Below are 20,329 nucleotides of genomic sequence, written 5' to 3'. Positions count from 1 at the left end.
TACAGATTTTAACATTTTGTTACACGCCCAAATTCGGAGCATTTAACCAATCTTTCTAGACAAAACCCAGGCAAAAAAAATGGTTCGTTAAACGAACCATTTTCTCGCGTTTCTGAAAATCCTCAACCAAGGACCATCTTCTCCCCAGTCCTTAGGGTGCCAAGAGTTTTGCAAAGTACGATAAACACGCTCAGGGTGAGGCATCATAATCGTCACACGTCCATCCTGAGAACAAACCCCGGCTAAGCCTTCTGGAGAGCCATTCGGGTTAGCAGGATAACGAGTCGCTGTCTGCCCATAATTGTCTACGTATTTTAAAGCCAATTGCTCAGACGACATCAGGGACGCCAGTTTTTGCTCACTCGCGAATTCAGCTCGCCCTTCTCCGTGCGCTACTGCCACAGGAAGTCGAGAGCCCGCCATACCATTCAAGATCAAAGAAGGAGACGATTGTACTTCCAGGAGCGCTACACGTGCTTCAAACTGCTCAGAACGGTTGCGCACAAAATGAGGCCAATGCTCTGAACCAGGAATCAGCTCACGAAGATTAGACATCATCTGACAGCCATTACAAACGCCAAGCGCTAAAGTATCTTGACGCTCAAAGAAGGCCGAGAATTGATCTCTCACGCTGCTATTGAACAAGATCGATTTCGCCCAACCTTCACCAGCGCCCAAAACATCGCCGTAAGAGAAGCCGCCGCAAGCGACTAACGCATTATAATCACTTAAGGCTGTTCTGCCAGCCAAGAGATCACTCATATGAACATCAACGGCTGAGAAGCCTGCCTTGGTGAAGGCAGCTGCCATCTCTATCTGTCCATTAACGCCCTGCTCACGCAGTACCGCAACCTTTGGCTTGGCACCAGTATTGATATAAGGCGCAACGATATCTTCGTTCGGATCGAAGCTTAGTTTAGCGTTCAAGCCAGGGTCTTTTTCATCCAGTAATGTATCGTATTCTTCTTGAGCACACTCGGCATTATCACGTGCCGATTGCATTCGATAGCTCGTTTCTGCCCAAATTCTCTGATAGTAAGCTCTAGATTCCTCAATAACTGACTGACCATCAAAAGCAAAACGAATCTTATCGTCTTCGTTGGTCTGGCCAATTACTAGCGTATGCTCACCTAAGCCCGCAGCAGTGAATTGCTGAAGAACCTCTTCAGTATCACCTTGCTTAACCTGGATGACTGCACCTAGCTCTTCATTATAAAGTTCTCGCGCGAAGTGGCTGGAGTCTTCAGCCAACAAGTCCAGCTTAACGTCAACACCTACACGCCCAGCGAATGACATTTCCGCCAGGGTTGTAAATAAGCCGCCATCAGAACGATCGTGATAAGCCAGCAATTTGCCATCTTGATTCAAACCCTGAATCACAGCAAAGAAAGCTTTTAAATCTTCCGGGTCGTCGACATCTGGCGTGACGGCACCCATTTGCTTATAAACCTGTGCCAGAGCCGATCCACCCAATCGGTTTTGACCATTCGCCAAATCAATCAATATTAGATCAGTATCACCCTGATCACTTGCCAGCTCAGGTGTCAGTGTTTTTCTTACATCACTGACTGGCGCAAAGCCGGTAATAATCAAAGACAACGGAGAGGTAACCGTGCGTGTCTCATGCCCTTCTTGCCAAACAGTTTTCATCGACATAGAGTCTTTACCGACCGGGATAGAAATACCCAGTTCAGGACACAACTCCATGCCAACCGCTTGAACAGTTTTATATAAATTGTCGTCTTCACCTGGGTGACCCGCTGCGGCCATCCAGTTAGCAGACAAACGAATATCAGAGATTTTTTCGATAGATGAAGCCGCCAGGTTGGTAACCACCTCACCAACAGCCATACGACCAGAAGCCGGCGCATCGATATTCGCAATTGGCGTACGCTCGCCCATCGCCATCGCTTCACCAGTATGGCTTTCAAGATCAACCGCAGTAACCGCTACATCAGCAACGGGAACCTGCCATGGGCCAACCATCTGATCTCGTGCAACCATTCCGGTAATTGAACGATCACCAATCGTGATAAGGAAGCTCTTACTCGCCACACTCGGTAAACGTAGAATGCGCTCAGCCGCTTCTTTTATATCTATCTGACTAGACTCGAACATCGGCTTAGTAAACGCTTCTGATTCAACCGAACGGTGCATCTTAGGCGGTTTTCCAAACAACACTGACATGGGTAGATCAACCGGCTTATTATCGAAGTGCGGATCTTCCAGTGTTAAATCATGCTCTTCCAGAGCATCACCAATCACAGCGTAGGGGCAGCGTTCTCTAGCACAAATCGCCTCAAAGCGCTCCAAGTCTTGCGGCAACACAGCAATAACATAACGTTCTTGAGATTCGTTACACCAAATTTCGTGTGGCGCCATCCCAGGCTCATCGTTAGGGATCTTTCGCAAGTCGAATCGTCCACCGCGCCCGCCATCTTTCACAAGCTCCGGAAAAGCATTTGATAAACCACCCGCCCCTACGTCATGTATAAAGGCAATTGGGTTATTATCATCAAGCTGCCAGCAGCGGTCTATAACCTCCTGGCAACGACGTTCCATTTCAGGGTTTTCACGCTGTACAGAAGCAAAATCCAAGTCCTCATGACTAGCACCTGAATCCATCGAAGAGGCTGCACCGCCGCCAAGGCCGATCAGCATGGCCGGGCCACCCAATACAATTAGCTTTGCACCAACATCGATGTCACCTTTCAGTACATGGGACTCTTTAATATTTCCCATACCACCAGCAATCATAATAGGCTTGTGGTAACCCTTGATTTCCTGACCATTCGGGCCAGCAACTTCTTCTTCAAAGGTTCTAAAGTAGCCACACAAGTTCGGTCGACCAAACTCATTATTGAAGGCAGCACCACCTAGAGGACCGTCAAGCATGATGTTATAGGCAGAAGTCATTCGGTCAGGCTTGCCAAAATCTGTTTCCCATGGCTGTTCGAAACCAGGAATTCTTAGGTTCGATACCGTAAAACCTGTCAGACCAGCTTTAGGTTTTGCGCCTTTACCTGTAGCACCTTCATCACGAATCTCACCACCTGAACCTGTCGAGGCACCAGAGAATGGAGAAATAGCTGTCGGGTGGTTATGTGTTTCAACCTTCATGAGGATATGAATATCTTCCTCATGCGCCTGATACTCCTGAGTTTCAGGGTTCGGGTAGAAGCGCTTTCCTTTCGATCCGGCTATTACCGCAGCGTTATCAACATAAGCAGACAATACACCTTCAGAATTCAGCTCATTGGTATTACGAATCATCGAGAATAATGATTTTTGCTGAGCTTCACCGTCAATATCCCAAGATGCATTGAAGATCTTGTGACGACAATGCTCAGAGTTCGCCTGAGCAAACATCATTAGCTCTACGTCTGTCGGGTTACGCTTTAGCCCGCAGAAAGCTTTGGTTAAATACTCTATTTCGTCTGTAGCCAAAGCCAGACCAATACGCTTATTTGCTTCTTCAAGCGCACTCTCACCATATGACAGCACATCGACACTGCTCATAGGGCGCGGTTCAGAGTGTCTAAACAGCAACTCGGCACCCGCCGTTTCATGGAAGACAGCTTCAGTCATTCTGTCATAGAACTGCGAAGATAGCGTTTGGCGCTGTTCGAGCGTAAGCTTTTCAGCAGATCGAACATAATATGCGACACCGCGTTCAATTCGATTTACCTGATTCAAGCCACAAATATGCGCAATATCGGTCGCTTTACTAGACCAGGGTGAAATTGTTCCAGGCCGTGGAACAACCAAAAACAAAACGCCTTCCGCTGCCTCAGAGGGCACACTTGGACCATAGGTAAGCAGCTTATTCAAGATATTGAGTTCGCTAGGATTTAAGTCCTGCGACACATCAATAAAGTGCATAAATTCTGCATACACAGATTCGATTTCTGGAATAACTGCTTGGATGGTTTCAAGTAGTTTATGACTTCTAAAAGGAGAGAGAGCTGGAGCGCCTCGAAGTTCCAACATAATAAAGGCGTACCTCATCGAAGGAGCGTTGAAATAATGGAGGCGGTATTCTACTCGAAACTGGCGCGTCTGTTAACCAAGAATTGTATCTGAAGGTATAATGGCCGTAGTAATTGTGAATCCGGGGACCGTGACGGAGCTCAAACGGGTACATTTTGAAACAATGTTTACCACCCTCCAGGTTGACTCAGAGACCAGTTACTGAAAAGATTATACATAAAATTAGTGACATAAAGGAACAGCTCAGCACCGCTGAAGCGAGGCACTCCTGCCCCGGAACAAGGGAATGCATGCAGTAGCAGTCTGGTGATTAAAAGGTATTTATTTGTCCTATTCAAAAAGTTCTATTCAATCCAGTCTTCGACGGAGCCCAATTAAGCTTCGGTCTACTCACCAAGTATTACTTTATGGCAAAACGCTTGTCATTCTCTTACTTGCTTCGTTGCTCTGTGCTTGCGAAAAGCCCAGCACGATGGACAAAATCAATAAGCACAGCACATTACACATCATCACTCGCAACGCTCCAGCCGTTTATTATGAAGGCCGAGAGGGCCCCGCTGGCTTTGAATATGACCTTGCGAAAATGTTTGCCGAAGATGCGGGACTCAAACTGGATGTAAAAGTCGCGGCCACCCGCAGCCAGATTTTGTCAGCACTCGATAACGACTATACCAACATTGCGACCGCCAGCATGGTCGCCTCCGATACGCGCGCAGATCGATATAAATACTCCAGCTCTTACATGGAAACAACCCCCATCGTCGTCTATCGATACGGTAGTGTTAGACCGCGAGATATTAGCGATATTATTGACAAGCGTATCGCGGTAGTAAGTGACAGTTATCACGCAGAAGAATTAAACAACCTGCGTAATGAAAATCCCGACTTAATGAACGCCCTTCAATGGGAAGCTCTTGATGTTGAAACCATTGACCTGATGAAGATGGTACAAGACAAAGAAATTGATTACGCCATCATCACCTCAAACGAGCTAGATATTCACCAAGCTTATTACCCGCGAGTTAAAAAGGCCTTTGAAATTGGTGAAGCACAACAAATTAGCTGGTACTTTCCTGCCAGCACAGATCACACCTTAATTAACAAGGTAAACAACTTCTTATCCCGAATTGAAGAAGATGGCAGACTTATTAACCTTAAAGAGCGCTATTTTGGACACTTGGGACAACTCAATTACGTGGGCGCTCGCACCTTTATACGGCATATAAACAGCCGGCTGCCAAAGTACGAAGAAACTTTTAAAGAGTTTGCAGAAGAGCAAGACATCGACTGGCGCCTGATGGCCTCGATGGGCTACCAAGAATCTCACTGGCGACCTCGTGCAACTTCTCCAACCGGTGTTCGTGGACTAATGATGCTGACACGCATCACGGCAAAGGAAATGAACATTAAAAACAGATTAGATCCTGAGCAGAGTATCAAAGGTGGTGTTCGCTACTTCTCTAAAATTAGAGCCAGGATTCCGAAGCGCATAGCTGAACCAGACCGAAGCTGGCTTGCCTTAGCTGCCTACAACGTGGGCTACGGCCATCTTGATGACGCAAGGATTCTGACAGAGAAAGCCGGAAAAGACCCGGACAAATGGATGGACGTAAAAGAATTCTTACCACTTTTACAGAAGAAGAAATATTATAAACAGACTCGTTACGGCTACGCCCGTGGTAATGAGCCGGTCATATACGTGCAAAACATACGTCGCTACTATGATGTATTAAGTTGGATGACCCAACCGCAAACGAGCGAACAAGCCATTGCACAAACAGACTTTCAAGAAGGGCTAATTAAGACTATCGAATAAACATACCGATAGCCTTAAGATCCTACTCTGCTTCTCTATCTCTAAAGCCGATCAAGTAAAGTACAGCATCAAGGCCTAGGTTTGATATCGCATGACGAGCGGACTCTTTCACAAGAGGTTTAGCTCTAAACGCTACGCCCAATCCAGCTCGACTCAGCATTGGCAAGTCATTAGCACCATCTCCGACAGCAATAACCTGCTCACGCCCTATTTTTTCTTTCTTGGCTAATTCATCCAACAAAGCCGCTTTGCGCTGGCCGTCAACCACTTGGCCCGTCACGCACCCCGTTACTTTACCGTTTTTAATTTCCAACTCATTGGCATAAACATAATCAATACCAAGCTTATCCTGCAGCCCTTTAGCAAAGTATGTAAAACCGCCCGATAAAATAGCAGTCTTGTAACCCAGGCTTTTTAGCGTTGAGATCAACCTTTCTGCACCTTCAGTCATCTTAAGGCGCGCAGCTACTTTGCTTAGCACTTCTTCGCTCAAACCTTCCAATAAACCAACACGCCGAGCAAAGCTCTCAGTAAAATCAATCTCACCACGCATGGCTTGCTCGGTGATTTCAGATACCTGATCTCCGACACCCGCTTCTTTCGCCAGCTCATCGATCACTTCTGCTTCAATTAAGGTGGAATCCATATCAAAAACCACCAAACGACGATTACGGCGATAAATTGTGTCTTCCTGGAAGGCGATATCGACGTTAAGCTCACTGGCAATCTTTAAAAAGTCAGCTCTCAACGCCTCAGCATCCGGCACATTTCCGCGAACAGAGAACTCCAAACATGCCTGGCTCGACTGAGGATCGACATCCAAACCACGACGCCCGGACAGTCGGGTAATGTTGTCGATATTCAAATCATGCTCCGCAGTCACTTCAGAGACTTTAGCAATTTGCTCTGCAGTGATCAGGCGAGAAAGCAAGGTAACGATATAGCGCGCTTTACCCTTTCCTTCGACCCAATGCATATACTCTTCAGCACTCACAGCCTGAAAAGTAACTTGGAGGTTCAGCTCGTGCATACGGAACAAAAGCTCCTTCATCACTCCAGAAGAACTGCCTTCATTTGGCACTTCAACCAGAATCCCCCAGGTAAGGTGATCATGAATAACAGCTTGGCCAATATCCAGAATATTCAATTCATATTGCGCCATAATACCTGTAATTTCAGAGGTTAAGCCGGACTTATCACGCCCTGAAACATTAATCAGAATAATTTCACTCAATTACTTCACCTTTTGCCTGCTTAGGCTCATTTTTTACAACTTCCATGCGATCAACTTTCTGCAGCCCTCTAGGAAGCTTATGCCCTCGCCTGCCACGTTCTCCGACATAATGCGTTAAGTCTGAGAATTTTAACTTCAAGTGACGCTTGCCTGAATGAATCACTAAATGATCATCTTCAGCAAAAATTGCCACGGACACCAACCACTCCTCACCACTTTGAACTCGAGCAGAAGGAATACTGATTATTTTGTTACCCTTTCCCTTCGCCAGTTCTGGCAGATCCTTCACGGGAAAGACCAACATCCGCCCTTCGTTACTCACTGCTGCGATATAATTGCCCTCAACAGTACCTAGCATTTGAGGCGACATAACTTCCGCCCCTTTAGGTAAGGACAAAGCAGCCTTACCGGCTTTATTCTTGCTCTGCAAGTTAGAAATATTGCTAATAAAGCCGTAGCCAGCACTGCTCATCATCAATAGTTTCTGATCTGGTTCACCAAGCACGACCGCTTTAAACGTTGCGCCCGAAGGCGGGTTGATCTTACCGGTCAAGGGCTCTCCCTGGCCTCTTGCTGACGGCAAGCTATGTGTCGGCACGGTATAAGAGCGCCCGGTAGAATCAATAAACACGACACCTTGATGACTCTTACCTTTGGCCGATAAAGCGTAGCCATCACCCGACTTATAATTCAGCCCTGCCGGATCAATATCATGACCTTTAGCCGATCTCACCCAACCTTTCTCTGACAAGACAACCGTCACGGGTTCAGATGAAATCAAATCAGCTTCTGAGAAAGCTTTTGCTTCTTGCCGCTCAACGATTGGGGAGCGACGATCATCGCCGTATTTTTCTGCATCCGCCAATAATTCTTCTTTAATCAAGGCCTTCATCAAAGCTGAAGAACCTAGGATTTTCTTCAATTCTTTACGTTCTTTTTCAAGTTCTTCCTGCTCGGCACGAATCTTCATTTCTTCAAGTCGAGCGAGCTGTCTCAACTTGGTATCCAGAATATAGTCTGCCTGAACTTCAGTCAGATTAAAGCGAGCCATTAACACAGCTTTTGGCTCATCTTCTGTTCGAATGATATGGATTACTTCATCGATATTCAGGAAGGCGACCAATAGCCCATCCAAGAGGTGTAGTCGCTTCTCGACTTTATCGAGCCTAAATTTAAGTCTACGCGTTACGGTATCTGTTCGATAACTAAGCCACTCAGTTAAAATAACCTTCAGGCCTTTCACTGCCGGGCGGCCATCGATACCAATCATATTCAAGTTAACACGATAGGTTTTTTCCAAATCGGTGCTTGAATAAAGGTGACCCATTAAAGATTCAATATCAACGCGGTTAGAACGTGGAACAATTACTAAACGGGTTGGGTTTTCATGGTCAGACTCATCTCGTAAGTCGGCAACCATTGGCAGCTTCTTCGCCTGCATTTGCGAAGCGATCTGCTCCAGTACTTTAGCCCCGGAAGTCTGGTGCGGTAATTCACTTACCACAATATCGCCGTTTTCCTTGTGGTAAATTCCACGCATACGAATCGAGCCTCTGCCCGTTTCGTAGATATTCAATAACTCAGTACGAGGCGTCACGATCTCGGCACCAGTAGGATAATCCGGCCCCAGAACATTCTCAGCAAGCTGCTCATTGCTGACACTGCTGTCATCAAGTAAGCGAATACAAGCACTCGCCACTTCCCTAAGGTTATGTGGTGGAATATCAGTTGCCATACCCACGGCAATACCCGTGGTACCGTTTAATAGCAAATTAGGTAAGCGTGCTGGCAGAGTTTTAGGTTCATCCATGGTGCCATCAAAGTTTGGCGCCCACTCTACGGTGCCCTGACCTAACTCAGCTAAAAGTGTATCTGCGTAAGGAGCCAGCCTTGACTCGGTATATCGCATCGCAGCAAAAGACTTCGGGTCATCCGGAGAACCCCAGTTTCCTTGTCCGTCAATAAGGGGGTAGCGATAACTGAAGGGCTGCGCCATCAAGACCATTGCCTCGTAACAAGCACTGTCTCCATGAGGGTGAAACTTACCCAAGACATCACCCACCGTACGAGCAGACTTTTTGTACTTGGCTGTCGCCTTCAAGCCCAATTCGGACATAGCGTAAACGATTCTACGCTGGACAGGCTTCAAGCCGTCCCCAACATGTGGCAATGCACGATCAAGAATGACGTACATTGAGTAGTCTAAATAAGCTTTCTCGGTGTATTCACGAAGCGAAACCTGTTCAACTCCGTCTTCAAAAGACATAATTTCGTTGGTCATGGTTACCTTTTTTAATTAAGGACTCTATAAAAAGCGGCCAGTTTTATAATGAGCGAAAGTGTCCCACATTAAGTCTAAAAATTCGAGCGAAAGTATCAATCTCATGTTAAGATATTTCACTATATCAACCGCACTCTAATTCGAACTGCGGCATGACACAAACAATAACTGTAATTTAAGTATCTGTGCGTGACTCAACTGGCTTACAATCGGGCCTGATTGCACAGAAACCAAGCTCAGGTAACTCAATGACGTCTAGCGCCACAGTCAGCTCCAACTCTAACGATCAGGCGACACCTGAATCTACCGCTTCTACCACTCGCTCATCTGGCAACTGCCTAAAGCTTAAAGGCTCTTTACTGCCGATGACCGTTCTGGAATTGGCCTACTATGACGAAGCTCAAATTCAGCAAGAGCTTTCAGCAAAGACAACACAAGCCCCTGGCTTTTTCGAGAACCTCCCTGTCATCATTGACATCGAACAGCTTACTGAAGAAGACAGTGTTCCTTTTGACAAACTGATCAACCAATGTCGTGAGTTTTCGATTAAAGCAGTGGCAGTTAGGGGCGGTTTAGAGAAGCACCAGCAAGCTGCAAAAGAGGCAGGCTTAGGGCTACTGGCAAAACAGAAAGAAAGACAGGCAGAGCCAGCACCAGAAAAGCCAGAGGCTAAGGTAAAAGAGGTCGTACATACAGAAGTTGAAACAGTCGAAGTGGTTAAAACTGTCGTTCAACAAGCACCTCAGCAAAGCAAAATCATTCACACCCCTATCCGTTCAGGCCAGCAAGTTTATGCTGCCGATGGAGATTTGATCATACTTGCGCCGGTTAGCGCCGGTGCAGAGATCTTGGCTGATGGTAATATTCACGTATATGGCGCACTGCGCGGTCGCGCCTTAGCAGGGGTAAAGGGCAATACGAATGCTCGAATTTTCTGCCACAGCCTTGAAGCAGAACTGGTTTCTGTTGCCGGGCAATACAAAATCAGCGAAGATATCGATAAAGCAGCACTAAAAAAACCAACTCAAGTCTATTTAAGCAACGAGACACTAAGCTTTAAAGAACTTGAAATATAACGAAAACGGATCTGGATTACAGCACTTACAAAGGACTTCCGAATACAAATAACAAAGCTGTACCGTAACCTTTTAACGACACACAATTAGTAAGACGGGATATAAAATTGGCTAAGACGATTGTCATAACTTCTGGAAAAGGCGGCGTAGGTAAAACCACCACTAGCGCGTCCATATCAACAGGTCTGGCCCTTAAGGGCAAAAAAACAGTAGTCATTGATTTTGATGTAGGTCTACGAAATCTGGACTTAATTATGAACTGTGAACGACGCGTCGTTTACGATTTCGTAAATGTCATCAATGGCGAAGCGACACTTAACCAAGCACTTATCAAGGATAAGCAGGTTGAAAATCTGTACATCCTGCCAGCGTCTCAGACTCGTGATAAAGATGCCCTATCCGAAGATGGTGTTGAAAAAGTTCTATCTGAACTTGCCAAGACTTTCGACTTCATTATCTGTGACTCACCTGCCGGTATTGAACACGGCGCACAGATGGCTCTGTATTTTGCCGATGAAGCGATTATCGTCACAAACCCTGAAGTATCTTCAGTCAGGGATTCTGACCGAATCCTTGGTATCCTGAACAGTAAATCTCGACGTGCCGAGCAAGGACTAGAACCCGTCAAAGAGCACCTGCTACTAACTCGCTATAACCCAGAGCGAGTCGATAGAGGCGAAATGCTTAATGTAGAAGATGTAAAAGATATTCTGGCCGTGAAACTACTAGGCGTTATACCTGAGTCTCAGGCAGTACTATCCTCTTCAAACCAAGGGGTTCCTGTTATTCACGACCAAGAAAGCAATGCCGGACAAGCCTACTCGGATGCTGTAGAGAGACTGCTAGGTAACGAGCTGCCTCATCGCTTCTTGCAAACAGAGAAAAAGGGCTTCTTTAAACGTATGTTTAAGGGGTCTACAACAGCATGAGTTTTTTCGATTACTTTAAAAGCAGCAAAAAGAACACTGCATCAATCGCTAAAGAACGTTTACAAATCATCGTCGCACATGAACGAGGTAAACGTGAACAACCTGATTATTTACCTCAGCTCCAACAAGAGATTCTCGAGGTGATAAGAAAATATGTACCTGTCGATCAAGAACAAGTTCAGGTACAGCTAGATAAAAACGATGATTGCTCAATTCTGGAACTAAACGTTACACTTCCAGAAGATTAAGACCAAGACCTCTTCGGAGGTCTTTTTTTTAAGTTACTACTGTAGAATTTAAGTAAAGGAATGACCCCATAGCATGAACACTGGCAACACCACTTCAGGAAAGCTAAATAAACTCTACGCTCGCGACATTATGACTCCACACGTCAAATCTGTCCCACAATCCTGGACCATGCAGCAATTTTCTGCCTTCTTATCTGATAACAATATCTCTGGCAGCCCCGTTGCTAATCAAGAAGGGCAGCTTATTGGCATTGCTACACTTAAAGATATTGCCGACTTCCACTTAAATTCTGTTGATAGCTCTTATGAGGAACAGCTCAGCGAAGAAGAGAAGCTCGAAGCAAGACGCTTACGTATGATGATTTTTGAAGGCATGGCCAAACTTCCAGTAGAAGTAGGCGATATTATGACCCCAATAATTTTCTCCGTCGACGAGGAAACAGCCATTGTCGACGTCGCTAAACTAATGATGGAGGAGCATTTACACCGCGTTTTTGTCAAAAAAGGTGAAGACCTGAGCGGTATCATTACTACTTATGATCTACTCAAAGTCATCGTCGATGAAGCTGCTAGCTAAATACGCTTAGCTCTAATTGATGGCATCACACTTGATGGCACAATCTGGTCAGTTAACTATCAACCCTAAGTTGCATAAGTCAGAGGTTTTTGTATGGTAAAAAGTAAGTTAAAACACAACAAGAAGCTTTATGTACTCGATACCAATGTACTAATCCACGAACCAGAGTCTATTTACAAGTTTGATGAACACGCAGTGTTTATTCCTCTTCGAGTATTAGAAGAACTCGATGGTCACAAACGAGGCAAAAATGAAATTGCCCGCAACGCTCGGCAGGCTCACCGTTATCTTGACGAGCTATTATCCAACATAGAAATAGACCAGCTCGATAAAGGCATCAGCCTTGACTCCTGCACCTTATATCCGGCTACTAATCACGAGGGCAAGCTATTCTTCCAAACCTTCGAAAAGGAACGTGCGCCGGTTGCAGACAACGAAATCATTGCTGTCACCCGACAACTGAGCGAAAACTACGCTAATAGTGACGTAGCAGTAGTTCTAGTTACTAAAGATATTAATATGCGCATTAAGGCCAGCGTTCATGGCCTGATTTCAGAAGACTACCGAAATGACCAAGTAGCCAATGTCGGTGACGAATTACTCTTTAGTGGCCAAGTCGAAATTACCGATGAAATGTGGGAAGCGCCTGGTATAGATATCAAAATTGACCGAGAGGATTCTCAGGAATTTGGCACGCTTATCACCTATCACATTACTGCTCCCTGGGTTCGCAACTGGAGCATCAATACTCACATATATTCAGACTCCAGCAGTAATCAAACTTTCCGCGGCCAATTGAGACAAGTTGTCGATCAGACGGCTACGATTGAGTTATTACCCGATTTTGAATCTCAATATCATTGCTGGGGAATTCAAGCTAAAAACAAAGAACAGAATTTTGCTTTGGCAGCACTCACTGATCCTGAAATTGATTTCGTCACCATCGCCGGAGAAGCCGGGACAGGTAAAACTCTGTTAACCCTAGCTGCGGCACTACACCAGGTGTACGAAGATAAGTTTTATGATGAAATCATTGTCACTCGGGCCACGGTTCCAATGGGTGAAGATATCGGCTTCTTACCCGGCGAAGAAGAAGATAAAATCGGCCCTTGGATGGGCGCGATCACCGATGCTTTGGAAACATTGAGCGCCAACCCCAACGGCACCGATTTCGAAAGGAAGTCGAGTGTTGAATTCTTAAAAAGCCGCGTAAAAATAAAAAGCTCCGGTTTTATGAGAGGCCGAAGTTTCTCCGACAAGATCTTCATTATTGATGAAGCCCAGAACCTGACCTCTGCACAAATGCACGGTCTCATATCACGAGCTGGTCCAGGCACTAAGGTCATTGCGATTGGCAACCTAAAGCAAATTGATACACCCTATCTATCGGCCTCAACGAGTGGCTTCAGCTTTGCAATGGACCGCATGCGAAACTGGGAACACTATGCTCACATCACACTACAAAGCGTTGAACGCTCCCGTCTTGCAGACTACGTTGCTGCCAATTTTTCTGACTAAACAGGCATAAAAGTCTATAGGGTAAGCCTAAGTGCTTGCCCTATATTTATTGCCAAAAATGCCAATACTCTGTCCTCTACTGTCATGGTCTTCTTACCATTCCCGATAAATAATGATCAAGTAAAAACAGGTCGGCCCTCTCTTCTCAGATAATGGTCAGATAAAGTGTCTGTTGTACTTTGTCCGCAGGACGCAAAATAAAAATAATATACATATCGAAAGGTCCTAACTATGTTTAAAACTAAGAAATCTATACTTTCCACCTGCGCGCTTTCTTTATCTCTATTATGGGGATCAGGGCAAGCGATGGCTGCCGACAACTGCTATATAATGGTTCACGGGCACGGAACCCAAGGCGACATCAAAATCAATGCCCTCGACTCTTGGCGAACATCCCACTTCAGCAACTATAACGGTGCTGACTTTATGGATGACTTGCTGAGCTCTGGCGACAATTATGCCATTGTTGGTTACGACTCAACCGACGAAAGCGGCTACCCTTACTGGAGAAACGAAACCTCTGGCGAAATTGCTCGACAGATCATTTCTATCAAGCAAGGTAACGGAGACGGCCTCAATCACCCTCAAGCTGGCACTCAATGCTCGGCCAATGACGACTTTTGGGTTGTATCGCATAGTCAGGGCGCTCAGCAGATGATGTTTATCGCCGGTAATGCGGTCTCAGGCGCACCCAACTACAATACGGCTTACACAAGCTCTGGTTCCGTTAGTGTTGATTATGCATCCGCCATGAACGACATTCTCGGGATTTTCACGCTTGGCGGCGCAATAACCGGAACCGAAGGTGCTGACCGAGTTTGTAACGGCAACTGGTTAGATGCACTTATAAACGCGGCATTCTTAGGTAAAGACTGCAACCCAAGTGTACAATGGCTTCAAACAAACGATTCTTACACTGTTAAGAATTATATTGGTTCCAACCTAGCTGCTCCGGTTTATGTTATGGGCGGTTACAAGAGCTTCCCTGGTATTGAAGGCGCATCTGCGGCTATGCTTAATGGCGAAGATGATGGTTATATCAACCTGGCATCGCAAATGAGCTGTGAAGGTTCCGGTAAGCGCAATATTTGGGACGACCTGAATACCTACAAAACATTCTTTGGTATTGCCTACGGCAGCCCGACCTTCAAGTGTAATAACAGCAATAAAGGCACACCGCGCACCTATAATATGGCGAGTGTTTATACCGACCACGATGCAGAACGAAACGGAGGCATAAACTCTCCAAGCTACACCTCCATCGAAAACGGCCTATCTTGCGGCAATGGACGCAACATGGCCGGCCGCATAGACTCTTGTACTGCAAACTAAGATAAGCAAAATCAAGAGATAGACTGAACCCTGGAACTACACGGCTAGTTCCAGGGTTACCCTCCAAGTCACCAAGCGCCTAAACTAAGAGTTAACCAAAATGCAGAAACACAAAACAATAACAATCTCACTTGTTTCAATTCTTTCAATTGGCGGGCTTCTATGGCTCAACAGCTCAAACACAGACACGCCCGAGCTTGCTGTCGTTAGTAAGACCTCTGCTGATCAGGCTCAGCAAAAAACTGAAAATAATAATGTCATAGCAAAAATACCATCCAAACTACCAAGCACCGACATCAATGAAACCGAAGATCAGGAAGAAGTTCTCGAGCAGCAAGCGCCCTTGAGCCCCATCGACAGAATTAAAGCTATCCAGCAAAAAACTGCACTACATGAAGCAATCATTGATGATCACAATCGCTTTACCCGCTACCCAGACTATAACCAAAAAATCAGCTCAGCTGAGCAAGACCCCACCGAGAAGCGCTACGCAATTGATGAACGGACCAGCCTTGATGAAGAGACTCATACTGCACTAACAATCTGGAGCGATAAGAAATACTATCTTCATGGAGACATAGCAACCATCTATGCAAGCCTTCAGGACGCGAACCAAGCACCAATTCCAAGCCAGTTTCTGGGCCAACTAATCTACAATGAAAGCTCGAACCTGCAACAGTTTGAGTTCACTGACGAAAATCAGGACGGCATTTACGAATATCGAATTGATATTGATGCAGAAAAAATTGCTGGTTTATATAAAGTACTAATCGTTAACAAAACCAACAAACTTGCAGACGCTATTACTTTCACTCTTTCAGAACCGGCTCTAGAGCTGACCGGAAACTTTCGAGATAAGCTCAATGCGCAAGGGAATTTATTAATAGAGACCGAAATTAGCGTCAGCAGCAAAAACCGTTTTTACTTTCAAGCCTCGCTCTATAGCGCCAGTAATACACCTATTGGCACAACCCAACATTCAGGTGAGCTTGCACCTGGCAAGCATTGGATACCTTTGGAGTTCGATGGCTTAATGATTCATGACGCTCAGGAAGAAGGCCCTTTCTTGCTGAAAAACCTGTCACTCGCAAAAGTAGCCTTACCTATCCAACTAGCGCCCTTAGCTCACCCTGAATTCTATACAAGAGATTATAGTTTGAGCCAGTTTCGATCAACACAGTATGCCGCAAGCCAATAAAGCAGCAATTTATCTAATGAAGTGGATCACTGATAACGTTTTAGAATTCGATCAAGCTCACCGGTTCTGACGAGGTTTTCAATAAGCATATCGAGTGTTTTTGGCGCAATCTTATTTTTAATTTGTTTTGAATAGGCGCAATGAAGTTTATATTCGTCTGCAGGCAGCTTGGCCAATACAAGCTGCTCATTCAATTTTCTTTCTCGAAGTTGATACTTGAGCAAAATCCCGAAATCAATCAGCACATCTAGCCTTTTCAATTGCAGCAAGTGAATCCCATGCTCCAAGCCCTTCAGCTTGATTGTCGCTACGTCTCCAGACTTAATCAGGCTCATCACTTCAGGGTGATAAACATAACCGTTATAGATTCCTAGAGTTGTTCCTTTAAGGTCATTGTATGAATGAAGCTTCAAGCTAAGTTCTGGACGAACAAGAAATCTGTCTGCCCCATCAAATAAAACAGGGGACCAATGATAGGAAGAAGGTAATTCCTTCCAAATAGGGCTCGTCAAACAATCCACATCGATGTCACCTGACTGCAATTGTTGCTCAATTCGCAAGACTGGAAGTTTCACAAACTCGGCTTGCAATCCCGCTTCGGAAGAAATCTGGTCGGCCAGATCTTTGATAATGCCAGAATGGACTACACCATCATGTTCAATAACAAAAGGTGGCTTCGCATCATCCCAATAACTGAACTTAAGAGTCTCTGCGCTAACGTTCCCTACTGAAAAAAGCAATACCAGCAAGCCTAGCTTCGATGTAATCTCTCTCATCACTCCACTCCTCCGTATACTTTCATTATTGGAAGGAAATAGTAATTAAGCAATATCTTTCACTAAAAATACCAAATTGATCTAGCTTTACTTGAGTCGAATCAAGAGTCCGTTTTACTTATTTACCACAGACCTGACAGCCTGAGTCTTTCTTCAGTTTCAACGTCCGCCACTCCATCGAAGTAGCATCCAGCATCATTAAGCGCCCTTTTAAAGAACATCCTAGGCCACTCAGTACCTTAATAGCCTCCATTGCCTGCATGCTCCCTATAATGCCAACCAACGGCGCCATAACACCTGACGTTGAGCAGGTAAGCTGCTCGTCATCCCCTTCAGCATACAAACACTGATAACACGGTGCTTCATCGTCACGCATATCGAAAACACTTACCTGCCCTTCCATTCGAATCGCGGCACCAGACACTAGAGGCTTTGCTTCTTCGACACATGCTCTATTGACCGAGAATCGAGTTGTGAATGTGTCGCTGCAGTCCAAAACCAAGTCAACTCTGGCGACAGCAGACCGTAACCCCTCCTCATCCAGACGTTTGGCAAGTACCTTCACTTCAACATGAGGGTTTATATTGCCAAGCATTTCAGCCGCGGAGTCTACTTTCATTTTTCCTAACGAGCTTTCGCCATGTAGAATTTGGCGCTGCAAGTTGGAAACATCAACATGGTCATCATCAACGATAGTTATGCAGCCAACACCTGCTGCTGCAAGATACATCGCAACCGGGCTACCCAAGCCACCCGCACCAATAATAAGTACTTTTGCATTCTTGAGCGCCAACTGCCCCGCAACATCGAATTTAGGCAACATGATCTGCCGGCTATATCGCAATAACTCCGGATCACTTAACTCTTGATAAACTTCGCGACTTTGCTGCTCGCTCACAATTCACCTCTATACAGATATAAAACTAGTCTTACCCAGTCCATTGGCCCTGGGTAACACGATCGTTACCGCCATAATCTTTACTTGTCTCGACCTGCTGATAACCCGCTTTTTTCAGTACTGACCTAACAAGCTCTGCCTGGTCATAGCCATGTTCAAAAAGTAGCCAGCCACCTGCTTCGAGAAACTCACGCGCATCATGCGTAATCTTTTTGATATCGGCCATCCCCTGATCTTCAGCAATCAGAGCAGAAGCAGGCTCAAATCGAACATCCCCTTCACGCAGGTGCTTATCTTTGGCATCGATATAGGGAGGATTACTAACAATCAGAGAAAAACGCTGCTCCCGGAATGCGGAAAACCAATCGCTGCAGAAGAACTCAACATGAGGAAGGCTATTCAAGTTTGCGTTTTGCCTTGCTAGCTCAATGACCTTTGGAAAACGGTCAACACCATTGACCTGCCATGCTGGGCGCTCACTAGCTAATGCCAAGGCTATCGCCCCCGTGCCCGTTCCGAGATCAAGTACTGAAATGGCGGACTTATCCAACGGCAAATTCAAAGCCCTTTCAACAAGCACTTCGGTATCAGGCCTTGGAATGAGAGTATGCTCATTAACCTTTAAATTTAGAGTCCAAAAATCTCGCTGACCAATTAGGTGGGCAATAGGACGCCCTTTTTGGCGTTGTGAAACAAGAGAAAGAAAGTGCTCGGTTTGGTCTTGATCCAGACTTTTATCAGGCCAGGTCCGTAAATAAGCACGCTCGCAATCGAGCACGTGACATAAGAGCAGCTCAACATCCAAAGATGCCGAACTGCTTGTCAATTCGAGGGATTTTGCCATCGCCTCTGAAATAGTCAGTTGATGGCTCATATCAAACTCCAATAAGCTATATCTACTTATTACTCACCCATAGAAGTGAGTAATTCAGCCTGATGCTCTTGCAATAAAGGCTGTAACACCTGGTCCAAATCACCTTCCATAACTTCAGCTAGCTTATAGAGCGTCAAATTAATTCGATGATCAGTCATGCGACCTTGAGGAAAGTTATAGGTTCTGATTCGCTCAGAACGGTCACCACTACCTACGAGACTTTTTCGTTGATCTGATTGTTCTTGAGCATGCGCTTCCTGTTCAGCCGTCAGTAGCCTCGATTGCAACAAAGATAGAGCGCGAGCCTTATTCTTATGCTGTGATCGTTCGTCCTGACACTCAACTACCACACCTGTTGGCAAGTGGGTAATACGAATAGCCGAATCCGTTTTGTTGACGTGCTGACCACCGGCGCCCGAAGCCCGGAAGGTATCGATACGCAAGTCAGCCTTATTGATTTCGATCTCATCCACAGCATCAATTTCCGGCATCACAGCCACCGTACAAGCCGAAGTATGAACCCTGCCTTGCGATTCGGTTTCTGGAACACGTTGTACACGATGAGCTCCTGACTCAAACTTCAGGCTCCCATATACACCCTCACCGACAAGCCGTGTAATCACTTCTTTATAACCACCGTGCTCACCCAGGTTTTCGCTAACCACTTCAACCTTCCAGCCTTTCTTCTCAGCATAACGAGAATACATGCGAAATAAATCCCCAGAGAAAATTGCCGCCTCATCACCACCGGTTCCCGCTCGAATTTCCAAGAAAACGTTATTCTTGTCATTCGGATCTTTAGGTAACAAGAGAGTCTGCAACTCCTTATCAAGAGTTTCCAAAGAAGACTTTGCCTCTTTCAGCTCTTCTTGAGCCATCTCGCGCATATCGGCATCACCATCATTCATCAGCATGTTGGCTTCTTCGATGTCGTCCTGAGCTTGTCTGTAGCTAGCGTAACATTTCACAACCGGCTCAATTTCAGCATACTCTTTTGAAAAGTCGCGAAATTTATTCTGGTCTGTGATCACATCAGGGTCGCTCATAAGAGCTGCTAATTCTTCGTAACGTTCAGAAATACTGTCTAAACGAAGCAATAAGGATTCTTTCATGGAATAGTAACCAGCTAGATGACCTTAACTTAACTATAAAGCCTGAAGAACAAACGCTTTTGATAAAGTAAGGTCACAAAAATTCAATATGTAGGAAATTGCGCGGCATTTTAGCAAAAATAGCGGCGCGAAACAAAAGCTAGCTCTTGTAGAAAGATTTAGAACATCTCTAGCTCGCCATCATCAAAAGGATCGGCTTCAGGCTCTTTATACTCAAAGGACAAATTTTGATTTAATACTTTTGTGTGCAAACTACATTCAAAGACTTCTCGCCCACTTTGAAAGTTAAGCGTTAACATCGAAAAACCTTCGTCAAGCAATTCATCAAGCCGAATGCCAAACTGCTTTTGAGGGGTGCCGAGTTGCAGGTAGTGCTGATAATCGATGAGTTTGTTTTTGAGCGCCCCCATAAAACGATTAGCCAATTCGGAAATCCAGTCTTCAATCTCATGAGCTTGAACAAACTCGGC

Annotated in this window: 16 protein-coding genes; 8 read left to right on the top strand and 8 right to left on the bottom strand. The window is 45.5% G+C overall.

Annotated features, from left to right (window positions below):
- Positions 1-87: 87 nt before the first annotated feature.
- Positions 88-3,990 carry a phosphoribosylformylglycinamidine synthase gene (gene purL / locus A3763_RS24310; protein WP_068638900.1) on the bottom strand — a complete coding sequence of 1,301 codons (3,903 nt, stop codon included), beginning with the start codon at positions 3,988-3,990 and terminating at the stop codon, positions 88-90.
- A 325-nt stretch (positions 3,991-4,315) separates the two neighbouring features.
- Here purL and mltF point away from each other — a divergent pair, with 325 nt between their 5' ends.
- Positions 4,316-5,806 carry a membrane-bound lytic murein transglycosylase MltF gene (mltF, locus tag A3763_RS24305; protein ID WP_197476065.1) on the top strand — a complete coding sequence of 497 codons (1,491 nt, stop codon included), beginning with the start codon at positions 4,316-4,318 and terminating at the stop codon, positions 5,804-5,806.
- A 22-nt stretch (positions 5,807-5,828) separates the two neighbouring features.
- Here mltF and serB read toward each other — a convergent pair whose 3' ends face one another.
- Together serB and parC are read right to left on the bottom strand one after the other, a co-directional pair.
- Positions 5,829-7,040, bottom strand: coding sequence for a phosphoserine phosphatase SerB (gene serB, locus A3763_RS24300; protein ID WP_068513828.1), 1,212 nt, complete (start codon positions 7,038-7,040; stop codon positions 5,829-5,831).
- Positions 7,033-9,321: a DNA topoisomerase IV subunit A gene (gene parC, locus A3763_RS24295; RefSeq protein ID WP_068513825.1), complete on the bottom strand. Its 2,289-nt coding sequence runs from the start codon at positions 9,319-9,321 to the stop codon at positions 7,033-7,035. Before parC ends, serB begins: the two co-directional genes overlap by 8 nt.
- 248 nt (positions 9,322-9,569) lie before the next feature.
- Between parC and minC the strand changes: the two genes are divergently transcribed.
- From minC to A3763_RS24260, 7 genes are all read left to right on the top strand, one after another.
- Positions 9,570-10,397: a septum site-determining protein MinC gene (gene minC / locus A3763_RS24290; protein WP_082865084.1), complete on the top strand. Its 828-nt coding sequence runs from the start codon at positions 9,570-9,572 to the stop codon at positions 10,395-10,397.
- Positions 10,398-10,504: 107 nt separating this feature from the next.
- Positions 10,505-11,326 carry a septum site-determining protein MinD gene (gene minD, locus A3763_RS24285; RefSeq protein ID WP_068513822.1) on the top strand — a complete coding sequence of 274 codons (822 nt, stop codon included), beginning with the start codon at positions 10,505-10,507 and terminating at the stop codon, positions 11,324-11,326.
- On the top strand, positions 11,323-11,574 hold the full coding sequence (gene minE, locus A3763_RS24280; RefSeq protein ID WP_068513820.1) for a cell division topological specificity factor MinE: 252 nt from the start codon (positions 11,323-11,325) through the stop codon (positions 11,572-11,574). The genes minD and minE overlap by 4 nt, the downstream gene beginning before the upstream one ends.
- A gap of 73 nt (positions 11,575-11,647) precedes the next feature.
- On the top strand, positions 11,648-12,151 hold the full coding sequence (locus A3763_RS24275; RefSeq protein ID WP_068513817.1) for an HPP family protein: 504 nt from the start codon (positions 11,648-11,650) through the stop codon (positions 12,149-12,151).
- A gap of 93 nt (positions 12,152-12,244) precedes the next feature.
- Positions 12,245-13,669 carry a PhoH family protein gene (locus tag A3763_RS24270; RefSeq protein ID WP_068513813.1) on the top strand — a complete coding sequence of 475 codons (1,425 nt, stop codon included), beginning with the start codon at positions 12,245-12,247 and terminating at the stop codon, positions 13,667-13,669.
- A gap of 231 nt (positions 13,670-13,900) precedes the next feature.
- Positions 13,901-15,001 (top strand): hypothetical protein, encoded by a 1,101-nt coding sequence (locus A3763_RS24265; protein ID WP_068513810.1) that lies wholly within the window; start codon positions 13,901-13,903, stop codon positions 14,999-15,001.
- A gap of 100 nt (positions 15,002-15,101) precedes the next feature.
- Positions 15,102-16,199, top strand: a complete 1,098-nt coding sequence (locus A3763_RS24260; protein WP_068513806.1) for a hypothetical protein — start codon at positions 15,102-15,104, stop codon at positions 16,197-16,199.
- Positions 16,200-16,225: 26 nt separating this feature from the next.
- Here A3763_RS24260 and A3763_RS24255 read toward each other — a convergent pair whose 3' ends face one another.
- The 5 genes from A3763_RS24255 to A3763_RS29185 form a co-directional block, all read right to left on the bottom strand.
- Positions 16,226-16,975 carry an ABC transporter substrate-binding protein gene (locus A3763_RS24255; RefSeq protein WP_068513803.1) on the bottom strand — a complete coding sequence of 250 codons (750 nt, stop codon included), beginning with the start codon at positions 16,973-16,975 and terminating at the stop codon, positions 16,226-16,228.
- Between the two features lie 118 nt (positions 16,976-17,093).
- Positions 17,094-17,873 carry a molybdopterin-synthase adenylyltransferase MoeB gene (locus A3763_RS24250; protein WP_082870302.1) on the bottom strand — a complete coding sequence of 260 codons (780 nt, stop codon included), beginning with the start codon at positions 17,871-17,873 and terminating at the stop codon, positions 17,094-17,096.
- Between the two features lie 31 nt (positions 17,874-17,904).
- Positions 17,905-18,747: a peptide chain release factor N(5)-glutamine methyltransferase gene (prmC, locus tag A3763_RS24245; RefSeq protein WP_068513801.1), complete on the bottom strand. Its 843-nt coding sequence runs from the start codon at positions 18,745-18,747 to the stop codon at positions 17,905-17,907.
- A gap of 29 nt (positions 18,748-18,776) precedes the next feature.
- The gene (gene prfA / locus A3763_RS24240) at positions 18,777-19,859 is read right to left on the bottom strand and encodes a peptide chain release factor 1 (protein WP_068513797.1); all 1,083 of its coding nucleotides are present in this window, start codon (positions 19,857-19,859) and stop codon (positions 18,777-18,779) included.
- Between the two features lie 158 nt (positions 19,860-20,017).
- Positions 20,018-20,329: hypothetical protein (locus A3763_RS29185; RefSeq protein WP_197483095.1), on the bottom strand; the 312-nt coding region annotated here is incomplete at its 5' end.

Source organism: Oleiphilus sp. HI0128 (genome assembly GCF_001635365.1).
Note: the sequence above shows the minus strand (reverse complement) of the source record. Positions and strands in the feature narration are given on the sequence as shown.